General features: G+C 43.4%; 8 protein-coding genes. 6 read left to right on the plus strand and 2 right to left on the minus strand.

The features are described from left to right. Positions 1-3 precede the first annotated feature (3 nt). Both AC1DFM_RS14470 and AC1DFM_RS14475 read right to left on the minus strand, forming a co-directional pair. Positions 4-3,075, minus strand: coding sequence for a SusC/RagA family TonB-linked outer membrane protein (locus AC1DFM_RS14470; protein WP_477077441.1), 3,072 nt, complete (start codon positions 3,073-3,075; stop codon positions 4-6). Between the two features lie 287 nt (positions 3,076-3,362). Next, a complete protein-coding gene (locus AC1DFM_RS14475; protein WP_477077442.1) occupies positions 3,363-4,052 on the minus strand; it encodes a zinc metallopeptidase in 690 nt (229 codons plus the stop codon). A 560-nt stretch (positions 4,053-4,612) separates the two neighbouring features. On the opposite strand from AC1DFM_RS14475, the gene radA reads away from it, so the two are divergent. From radA to AC1DFM_RS14505, 6 genes are all read left to right on the plus strand, one after another. Further along, on the plus strand, positions 4,613-5,989 hold the full coding sequence (radA, locus tag AC1DFM_RS14480) for a DNA repair protein RadA (RefSeq protein WP_477077443.1): 1,377 nt from the start codon (positions 4,613-4,615) through the stop codon (positions 5,987-5,989). 32 nt (positions 5,990-6,021) lie between these two features. After that, on the plus strand, positions 6,022-6,711 hold the full coding sequence (locus tag AC1DFM_RS14485) for a ComF family protein (RefSeq protein ID WP_477077444.1): 690 nt from the start codon (positions 6,022-6,024) through the stop codon (positions 6,709-6,711). 94 nt (positions 6,712-6,805) lie between these two features. Further along, on the plus strand, positions 6,806-7,327 hold the full coding sequence (locus AC1DFM_RS14490; protein WP_477077445.1) for a glutathione peroxidase: 522 nt from the start codon (positions 6,806-6,808) through the stop codon (positions 7,325-7,327). Positions 7,328-7,454: 127 nt separating this feature from the next. After that, positions 7,455-8,003: a hypothetical protein gene (locus AC1DFM_RS14495; protein ID WP_477077446.1), complete on the plus strand. Its 549-nt coding sequence runs from the start codon at positions 7,455-7,457 to the stop codon at positions 8,001-8,003. A 36-nt stretch (positions 8,004-8,039) separates the two neighbouring features. Beyond that, a complete protein-coding gene (locus AC1DFM_RS14500) occupies positions 8,040-9,179 on the plus strand; it encodes a DNA polymerase III subunit (RefSeq protein WP_477077447.1) in 1,140 nt (379 codons plus the stop codon). Positions 9,180-9,326: 147 nt separating this feature from the next. After that, positions 9,327-10,877, plus strand: coding sequence for a PSP1 domain-containing protein (locus AC1DFM_RS14505; RefSeq protein WP_477077448.1), 1,551 nt, complete (start codon positions 9,327-9,329; stop codon positions 10,875-10,877). The last annotated feature ends 157 nt before the right edge of the window (positions 10,878-11,034 follow it).

The raw sequence follows: 11,034 nt of genomic DNA on the forward strand, positions 1-11,034 counted from the left end.
AAATTAAAACTTAACATTTAATCCCACTGTAACCTGTTTGGCTTGTGGTATAGTGTAATAGTCAATACCACCAGCAATATTGCCCAGCACATCGGAGTTAATTTCAGGATCACCAAAGTATTTGGTTTTTGTCCACAGATTATAACCGGCCACGTATACACGTAAACTTGAGATTTTCAGTGTATTGACAACTTTCTTTGGCAATGTGTAACCAAGTGTCAATGATTTCAGGCGAATGTATGATCCATCATATATCCAACGGCTGTTAGCAACTCCTGAACCACCATCAGAATAATAATAAGATAAGCGTGGAACATTAGTAATATCACCAGGTTTCTGCCATCTGTGTAAAACATCTGATAATTGGTTATCAAAGCCACCTGCAAATCCGTTATCCTGGTAAACACCTGCGCGGTTAAAGATACTGTTGCCTTGTACAAATGAGAAAAATGCACTCAGGTCAAATCCGTAAGCGGTGATTGTATTTGTTAAACCACCTGTCCAATCCGGATTAGATTTACCAACCACCATTCTTTGTGCCTTAGAGAAGTCTGAAGTAGTTTTGCCGTCAGCATCAAGATATAAAGCATCTCCCGTTTTAGGGTCTACTCCTGCAAATTTTGGCATATAGAACACACCAATAGGCTGTCCTTCTACGGCTCTTTGTTCTTTATTATCTGACTCAATGATTTGTCCTCTGATATCCTTTACACGGTTTTTATTATACGACACATTCAGTGAGGTATTCCATTTGAAATTACGGCTGTTGATATTGATACTATTCAGCAGTATTTCCACACCCTTATTTTCCATATTACCAATATTCAGGTATTGGAAGTCATAACCAGTGCTATATGGAAGGTTGGCCTTCAACAACAAATCAGATGTTTGCTTATTGTAGTAATCCACTTCTCCACTCAAACGGTTATCAAACAAACCGAATTCCAGCCCAACATCGAATTGCTTTGTCTTCTCCCATTTCAGATCCGGGTTACCCATTTGGTATGGACGATATCCGGGCAACTGAGGATAAGAAGTTGGTTGCAGTAATGTTAAGAATCTATTTTCGTCAATCTCAGCATTACCTGTTGTACCATAGCTCACACGAAGCTTCAGGAAGTTCAATGTTTTATTGCCTTTAAGAAAATCTTCCTGAGATGCAACCCATCCCAATGATGCAGCAGGGAACAAACCATAGCGGTTGTTAGGACCAAAACGGGAAGATCCATCTGAACGCAAGCTTACAGACGCCAGATATTTCTCTTTATAGCTATAGTTAGCTCTTCCAAAATAAGATAGGAAGGTATAACGCTGTGCGGTAGACCTTCCAAAAGTAATGGAAGCTGCTGCCACCAATTTTTTGATGATATCTGATGGAAACAATTCGCCATTCACCTCTGTTGTAGAAAAATCATTCTGCAGATAACTCATACCAACAGTCGCACTCAGGTTATGGTTTTCCCCAAACTTAGGAGTGAGCGTAAAATAGTTATTTGTATTTAGTGAAACGTTCTGTAAATAATTAGATGATGCTCCACCTGTTCCCAAAGCGTCAGATGCTTTGACACCGATGTACTGATCTTCTGTAAGACTGGAGATATCAGTACCCAGTTCTGAACGGAATGTCAATATTGGCAGTATTTTATAATTCAGGAATACATTACCTAAAGTACGAAAAGTAACCTGCCTGTTAGAGTTGAATTGCGCATCATACAAGCCGTTTGGATAAAGCGTATTGTTGTTGATCGCACCAGTTGAATCACGCAATGGCGACAATGGAGATTGCGCTACCAACTGACTGGGTGTTGAGAAAATGTTGTCATTACTTACACGATCCAGCTGCGAACGGCTTACGTTCAGGTTCATGCCAAAAGATATCTTATCTGATGCAGTATGCTCCAGGTTTAAACGACCACCGTAACGAACAAATTTGTTATTGATCACGATTGCCTCCTGGCTGTTGTAAAAGCCTGAAACATAAAATTTCGTTTTTTCAGTACCTCCGGAGGCAGACAAATCTAATTGTTGCGAATGTGCTGGATTTCTAAACTGCGCTTTTTCCCAGTCAGTACTATAGCCAAGATTATTAAAATCTTTACCCAACGCCAGATAAGACATTTGTCCATCTACTTCACCCATGAAGTAAGCGATTGCTGCGGCTTCAGTGGGGAATGGCAATCCGTCATCTGTATAGACATCTCCATTTGCAAATGCGGTTTTACCATCATTCGTCGCTCTTTCGTGAAGGAGGGTTACATAATCTTTAGCATTCAAAAAACCTCTTTTGGTTGTAGGCTTTCCCCATCCTGTGCTGGCATTAAGCTCTATTTTAGTTCTTTCACCAATTCTGCCTTTTTTTGTGGTAACCAGGATTACACCATTGGAACCACGGGCACCGTAGATTGCTGTGGCAGCCGCATCTTTCAGGACTTCAATAGATTCAATATCATTAGGGTTGATATCTGCCATCGGGTTAGTAGGGTCGTTGTTTACATCTGTCTGGCTGGTGGAGTTTACGGGCATCCCATCTACTACATATAGTGGTTGGCTATTGGCAGAAATGGAGGACGTACCACGGATACGTACTTTAATACCCTGTCCAACTTTACCACTACCGGACTCGATTACCACACCAGGTGTTTTACCCTGAATCGCAGATTCAAAGCTTACTACCGGCTGATTTTCTATTTCCTTAGCCGCAATTTTGCTCACAGCACCCGTCAGATCACGTTTGTTTTGGGTACCATAACCCACAACTACTACTTCTGAGAGGTCTTTATTGCCTGTAGTTAAGCTTACATTGATTGCTTTCTGATTGCCTACTGCTATTTCCTGGTCAGTGTATCCCACAAAAGAAAATACCAGTGCAGCCCCTTTTTCAGGAACTTCCAATTTATAAACCCCGTCGGCGGAGGTTAATGTTCCAGTATTGGTACCTTTTACCTTTACCGTAACGCCCGGCAGGCCGGTACCATCTTTCTGGTCGGTTACCCTACCAGTAATTTGTTTTGACTGGGCAAATGTTAATGTGCATAGGAGCATCAACAAGCCCACCATCGAGTAGAATCGCAACATGGCTCTTAGTTTAGATTTGAAGTATTAGCGGTTTAATAAACATTGGTTGATAGGGTACTTTTAGGCCTTATCAATAAGCAAAAACACCGACAGTGCATAAGTAGTATATCAGACAAGCAGCGGATCACTAAAAATTTGGCTGAATTCACATTCAGAGATTAAAAATATGATTTTTTTTAATTCTCTTAACAAAATGTTAACGAAGAGTTTTCGACTTGATTAAAAAAAGATAGCCCGCCTCCGCTAAAAGCGGCGACGGGCCATTACTTAATATATATTATATACGTTTAATCTCTATTCCGGGCGCCCATATAAATAAGAATGTATTGAAACAGCGTAGCTACGGAAGCCAATGCTGCCACTACATAAGTCATGGCAGCCCACCAGAGGGCATTTTTTGCTTTGTCATGCTCAGCCGTTCTCATTATCTGACTATTGTCTAACCAGGCTAAGGCACGGCGGGAAGCATCAAACTCCACCGGCAGGGTTACGAGGGCAAATAAGGTTGTAATTCCGAAAAGGATAATACCCCCAAGGAGCAGTTGTGGGAAGACATTTACGAGCAGGATACCGCCCAGCAATACCCATGAAACGATACTGGAGCTGACTTGTACAGCAGGCACCAGTTTAGAGCGGAGTCCCAGGAAGGGGTAAGCGGCGGCGTGTTGTACGGCATGCCCGCATTCATGGGCGGCCACTGCCGCGGCGGCTACATTGGCGCCATTGTATACATCCGGGCTCAGGTTCACGGTTTTGTCGGCCGGGTTATAGTGGTCGGACAGGAAACCTTCCGTTTCCCGGACCTGCACATCATATATCTGATTGTCTTTCAGCATCTTATCAGCAATTTGCTTACCAGTCAATCCGGAAGAAGTGGGTATTTGGCTGTAAGCCTGGAACTTACTTTTGAGTACATAGCTTACCAGCAAGCTGATCCCCACAAAAATCAGCGATAAAAACATGATTCCAGGTGTCATATCAGATTAAATTTGGTGGAAAGAGGGGCGCAAATATCTCACCAGATCCTCCCTTTTAAGGTTTATTTAGCACTTGTCTGCCATCCCTTCCTTTTGTCTAAAAATTATAAATTTAACACTGCCACTTTGGCGTAAAAATTATTTTTTTAACGAAAAAAGCGTCTGTTTGTCATTTAAAAAAATGTCTCTTATTAGCACTTTTTCATATGCAAAAATCATCAACATCAACCCTATTTATCAACATTTTACGAGCCTCCAATGAAAGTAATATTGGATAAAAACAAGCGCTGAAACAAGCGATGGCAGCCACTTTGTTAGATCTGACAGATTCCTCAAAAGTTATTCACATCAATTAAATAAACTTTTTTATTCTGAAGCCATTTTGTAATTTAGACCTGAATTTAATGGGTTAGTAAGTAGAAAGAGTCAGCGGAATCTTCCGTTTGGCTCTTTTCTCTTTTTATACCTTTTTCCCCTCTTTTTATCGCTTCTCTTTTTATGATTTTGATGCAATAAGTATAAAACCATTTACTTTGTATGCATCCTGTTTTAAAAAAATTATGAGTAAAATAAGAACTGCTTTTTTCTGTCAGAATTGTGGATACGAATCAGCGAAATGGAATGGAAAATGTCCGAGTTGCGGAGAATGGAATACGTTTGTTGAAGAGAGAGTACAAAAAGATATTCCACAGAAGCAACAAGACTGGAAAAACAACGACACTGCTACTACCCGCACACATAAAATCATCAATCTCGCTGAAGTAGTTACACGGGAAGAAGAAAGAATATTAACGCCCGACAACGAGTTAAACCGCGTGCTGGGAGGCGGTATAGTGGCTGGTTCGCTGGTATTGGTAGGTGGAGAACCTGGTATCGGAAAATCTACCCTCTTTCTGCAAAACGCACTACAACTGAAGCATATTAAAACACTTTACATCAGCGGTGAAGAAAGCGAGCAACAGATTAAAATGCGTGCAGACCGCATACAAAATTCCAACGAGCAATTTTATCTGCTTACCGAAACCTCTACACAGACAATTTTCCAGGAAATAAAGAAATTACAGCCACAGCTGGTCATTGTAGATTCTATTCAAACGCTACACTCTCCTTTCATAGAATCAGCACCCGGCAGCGTATCACAAATCAGGGAAACGACTGCAGAATTACAGCGCTTCGCCAAAGAAAGTAACACCCCCGTATTCCTGATCGGACATATCACAAAAGATGGTTCCATTGCCGGCCCGAAAGTGCTGGAACACATGGTGGATACGGTATTACAGTTTGAAGGAGATCAACATTATGCCTATCGTATCCTGCGCACCATCAAGAACCGCTTTGGCTCTACTGCCGAACTTGGCATATACGAAATGACCGGCACAGGACTCCGTCAGGTGACCAACCCCTCTGAAATTCTCATCTCACAACGGGAAGACCTGCTCAGCGGCGTAGCTATATCTGCTACCATGGAAGGCATGCGGCCACTCCTGGTGGAAGTACAGGCACTCGTTACCCAATCCGTTTATGGTACCCCACAACGTACCGCTACCGGATTTGATCTCCGCCGGTTGCAACTACTGCTGGCCGTACTGGAAAAACGAGGCGGATTCCATTTCGGCGTAAAAGATGTATTCCTCAATATTGCCGGAGGTATCCGCGTGGAAGATCCCGCCATTGACCTGGCGGTATTATGTGCACTGCTCTCCTCTTATGAGGATAATGCCATTCCACCGAAGATTTGTTTTTCGGGAGAAGTAGGACTGAGCGGAGAAATAAGGGCTGTTAACCGCATTGAGCAAAGGATTGCTGAAGCAGAAAAACTGGGCTTCGAAAAAATATTTATCTCCCGTTACAACAAAAAAGGCATTGATTTCAGTAAATTCCATATTGAAGTAATTGCTGTAGGAAGAGTGGAAGAAGTATACCAACGATTATTTTAACAACAGCTATATTCTACTTTTAAAACCATTTCATGTTAACCAGTTTGTTATCCCCACTGGTTCATCTGTTTTATCCGCATTGCTGTGAGCTATGCGGCACGGATTTACCCGAAACAGATGAACTCTTATGCCTACGTTGTATCCAGGCATTACCGCTCACCCATTTTCACCGCTACCCCCGGAATCCGGTAGCAAACGTATTCAACGGCCGTGTAAACATACAGCAAGCTACTGCCACGTATTACTACAGTCAGTCGTCCGGAATACAGCAACTCATCCATCTTTTCAAATACCGGCAACGTCGCGATATTGCTGCCTGGCTGGGCAGGCAAACCGGCTACCAACTCCGCGAAAGTTCCTGGATCGCTGATGTTGATATGCTGGTACCGGTACCCTTGTTTCCCCGCAAAGAAAAAATGAGGGGATACAACCAGGCCACCGTGCTGGCCAATGGTATTGCACAGATCATCCCCATATCCGTGCAACCAACCATACTTTCCCGGCAGCAGTTTACCTCCACACAAACCAGGAAAGGAAGAACAGACCGATGGCAAAATGTATCCTCTGCCTTTAAAGTCAATGCCCATCTCCCCGCAGACGCACATGTATTGCTGATCGATGACGTAATCACTACCGGCGCCACCACCGAAGCCTGCTGCTCCGCCCTTCAACAAGCCGGAGCCAGGGTGAGTGTGTGTTGCGTTGCATTTGCCTGGAAATAAGAAAAACTTCATTTTTTTTAAACGGGGAATGTTAACTTTACAGATACCAGCCTATCGCTGATAATTTTAATCAGTCTTTTTAAAAAACGTCTATATGTTCAAGCTAGCAATACTATCAATGGTGATGCTTTTTGCCTCTTCTCATCTATACGACTTCAAAGTAGACGCTGTTGACGGCGGAAAAATAGACTTCTCCAAATACAAAGGAAAGAAAGTCTTAATCGTTAACACGGCCTCTCTCTGTGGAAATACACCACAATATGAAGGACTCGAAAAACTTTATAAGAAATACCAAAATAAATTGGTGATTATTGGTTTTCCGGCTAACAACTTCGGTTCTCAGGAACCAGGTAGCAACAAGGAAATACAGGAGTTCTGCACTAAAAAATATGCAGTAACTTTTCCAATGGCCGCTAAAGTTTCTGTAAAAGGAGCTGATATACATCCACTGTATAAATGGCTGCTTGAAGAAAGTAAAGCCAAACATTTTGAACCAGCTGAAGTTACCTGGAATTTCCAGAAATATTTGCTGGATGAAAAAGGTAACCTGGTAGCGGTATTTTCTCCTAAAACGCAACCAGATTCACCAGAAGTCATTGCTGCTATAGAAAAGTAATAGCCGCCGTTTTATCGTCCTGTTGCCAACTTTGTGTATTAAAAGCTTTTTACAGCTACCTACGTTAGCGTATATACGTTAACGTAGGTGGGCTGCTTTTTTATTCATAATTGCGCAACTGTATTACATGAAGCACCAACTTACCCCTACTAAAAGCATCGGGCTATTAATAGCCTTTGCCAGCATCTTCCTATTTGCCAACGCTTGTCAGAACTCGATTGATGATCCATCCCTTTCCTGTCCGGGGTTGATAATGACAACTACCATTGGCCCCCATGTCAATGTCATGCATTTTTCCAGTGGCATTATATTCCGCTCAACAACAGATAGTGGTGGGTTGAAACTGCTGAACATAGAAACAGCTTCAGATTCTGTTAAAATAGCGTTCAATCTCACAGACGGGATGTATGATGAAAATGCGATGAAGAACGACAGTCTTCACCGGGATACCTTCTACTTTCCCCATCCCGGAGCCCCGGGAAAAGGGTTGGTGGTTGTATCTTTTGCTAATACCAATGGTAACTTTGATTTGATCACTACAGATACTTCGCAGATTATCATCAGTAAGATAAATACCAAAACACAAACGATTTCCGGAAGCTTCTTTTTTATGGCTAACAGCCGAACAGTGACGGGCCGGGGCTCGTTTGAGAATGCCTGTTATGTATCGTTGTAATAATGGGGATTAGCCCCTTTTCATTATCTTGCGCCCATGCTATTTTCTGAGATTATAGGACAGGCAGAGGTAAAGCAACAGCTCATTCAATCTGTTCAGCATAACCGGCTTAGTCATGCCATGATACTCCTCGCTCCTGAAGGAGCGGGTGGTCTTCCGTTAGGACTGGCCTTTACCCAGTACCTTGTTTGCGAAAACAAACGGGATCAGGATGCCTGTGGGCAATGTGCGGCCTGTACCAAAGCTTCCCAATTTATTCATCCGGATATTCATTACTCCTACCCCGTTATTCCCCGCAAATCGGGCGATAAGCCTATCAGTACGGATTATATCAGCGAGTGGCGGGAGTTTGTGGTGTCACAACCGTATGGTAATGCGTACGACTGGCTACAATTTATAGGTGCTGAAAACAAGCAGGGTAATATTACCGCTACCGAGTGTCAGGATATTATTCATAAGTTAAACCTGAAAAGTTTTGAAAGCGGGTATAAAATCCTTGTGATGTGGATGCCTGAATACCTGGGCAATGAAGGTAACCGTCTGTTAAAGCTAATTGAGGAGCCACCCCAAAACACGCTTTTTATTCTCATTGCTGAAAATCAGGAACAGATATTAGCTACCATCTTATCAAGAACACATCTTATTAAAATAAATCCGCTGGCAAAAGCTGATATGGTTACCGCACTCCAGGAAAGGAGCAGTGTACCTGCGGCCAAAGCTCAGCAAATTGCCACCCTGACTGCCGGCAACTACCGGGAAGCCTTGTACCTGCTGCAGCACTCGGAAGATGACTATCACGAACTGCTTCGTAACTGGCTCAATCATTTATTTACCGGTAACCGGGTAGCTCTGCAGGAATGGATAGAAGGCATTTCCAGCGCCAAAACCGGGCGGGAAAACCAAAAACAGTTCCTACGTTACTTCATTAACCTGATGGAACATACGCTCCGGTTACAATACCTGGATAAAAGCCAATTGGCTTTTTCTCCGGAAGAAATGGACTTTGCTGCCAAACTGGCTAAATTGGCCAACCTGGAGCAAATGCAGGAAATTACGGATGAACTGAACAATGCCAGTTATTATATTGAACGGAACGCGAACGGAAAGATGCTATTTCATGCCCTGTCCATCAAGCTTCAATATATATTTAAAAAGAAACCTTTACCAGTTATGTAACTACCACGGATATCCCAAAGGGCTTATCAGCTGCTTTTCCCTATCTTTGTTGCTTCCGGCCTTTTGTTTTTCTGAAAGGAAAAACGTATTTTGAAGAACTGGAATAACCTGAAATGCTTATTTATAAAATTTAAACTAATTAATAATATGGCTTGTGCCGGATGTGGTACGGGTGTGGATGGGAAGCCGTCAGGATGCAAGAGTAATGGAGGATGCAGCACAGGAGGTTGTAACAGACTGAATGTATTTGACTGGTTGTCCAATATTCCCCTTGGTGATAGCTTAGCACCATTTGACATTATAGAAGTAAGTTTTAACAACGGCAGCCGCAAAGACTTTTTCCGAAATGTGACCAAACAACTCTTTGATAAGGGTGAAATGGTAACAGTGGAAGGGGTAAGCGGATTTGACGTTGGCACAGTAAGCCTGACTGGCGAACTGGTAAAACTACAAATGAAAAAGCGACGCGCGGAAGATACACCCGAAGTAAAAAAAATTCTACGCCGTTCAACTAACGACGACCTGCAACGTATGAGTGACAACAAGTCACGCGAGAAAGAGGCGCTCATTAAATCAAGAGCATTAGCCCGCAATCTCGGACTTGAAATGAAACTCGCTGAAGTGGAAATACAGGCCGATGGCCGGAAAGCCACCTTCTTCTACACCGCAGATGATCGCGTTGATTTTAGAGAGTTAATTAAAGTATATGCCTCAGAATTCAGGGCCAAGGTGGAAATGCGTCAGATAGGCGCCCGCCAGGAAGCCGGAAAAGTAGGAGGCATCGGCAGCTGCGGCAGGGAGTTATGCTGCTCCACGTGGTTGTCTGATTTCAAAAGCGTGAATACTACCGCTGCCCGTTACCAAAACCTGTCTATCAACCAGGCGAAGTTATCCGGACAGTGTGGTCGTTTGAAATGCTGCCTGAACTACGAACTGGATACTTACCTCGATGCGCTGAAAGACTTCCCCGAAGATGCTGATAACATTGAAACTGCCGGCGGCGTAGCCCACCTGCAAAAAAGGGATATCTTCAAAAGCCTCATGTGGTACTCCTACGAAGGCAGTAACAAACAATATCCGCTTACCATTACCCGGGCAAAGGAAATACGTCTGCTGAACAGGCAAGGTATTAAACCGGACGACCTGAAACCAGTAGAAGTGGTTACCGCCAAACCAAAAGAAGCGGACCTCGGATACGCAGATGTGGTAGGCTTAATCAGTCTGAAATCTCTCGAAAAAACTGCTCAAAAGCGGAAACAGAAAGACAAAGACAAGCAAAAACAACAAAAATCCGGCGAACAGAAACAAGGCCAGGCTGCAACTGCAGGTCAACCGAGAACGGAACAAGCGCCTAAAGCTGGGCAGCGGCCAGACAATCGCCAACAACCCGATCGTAAACCTAAACCTGAGAACCGCCCGCAGCAACAACGGCAGCAAGGTGGCAATCAGCCTAAACAAGGTCGTGATCAACAACCTCGCCCCGAACGTGCAGAACGTCCTGAACAGGGACCACGGCAACAGCAGGGCCCGAGGCCGCCACAACAACAAGGTCCTAAGCCAGGCGGGCAACAACCCGAACAGGCCGGCGGACAACAACCCGGACAAGCGCCGCGGCAAGACAGGCGTTCACCACGGCACAAACACCGCTCTGGTAAGCCGAATAATCCTAATAATAATCCTGAAAAGGATAACAAATAACGATAAAAAGGGACTATTTCACTAAGTGTGTAAACTTAAAAATCGGGGGATCAAATTAAAAGTTAGATTCTCACTCTTTTATCAAAAATAGTTAAAAACTGATTTAGGATCATGCCCCAGTTTCTAATGGGCATGGTCCATTTTTTTGATACTTCCC

Source organism: Chitinophaga sp. 05T412 (genome assembly GCF_056396465.1).

Coding starts and splice junctions, on each gene's coding strand:
- AC1DFM_RS14470 (WP_477077441.1), bottom strand. CDS start 3,075: ATGTTGCGATTCTACTCGATGGTGGGCTTGTTGATGCTCCTATGCACA.
- AC1DFM_RS14495 (WP_477077446.1), top strand. CDS start 7,455: ATGAAGCACCAACTTACCCCTACTAAAAGCATCGGGCTATTAATAGCC.
- AC1DFM_RS14505 (WP_477077448.1), top strand. CDS start 9,327: ATGGCTTGTGCCGGATGTGGTACGGGTGTGGATGGGAAGCCGTCAGGA.
- AC1DFM_RS14475 (WP_477077442.1), bottom strand. CDS start 4,052: ATGACACCTGGAATCATGTTTTTATCGCTGATTTTTGTGGGGATCAGC.
- AC1DFM_RS14490 (WP_477077445.1), top strand. CDS start 6,806: ATGTTCAAGCTAGCAATACTATCAATGGTGATGCTTTTTGCCTCTTCT.
- radA (WP_477077443.1), top strand. CDS start 4,613: ATGAGTAAAATAAGAACTGCTTTTTTCTGTCAGAATTGTGGATACGAA.
- AC1DFM_RS14485 (WP_477077444.1), top strand. CDS start 6,022: ATGTTAACCAGTTTGTTATCCCCACTGGTTCATCTGTTTTATCCGCAT.
- AC1DFM_RS14500 (WP_477077447.1), top strand. CDS start 8,040: ATGCTATTTTCTGAGATTATAGGACAGGCAGAGGTAAAGCAACAGCTC.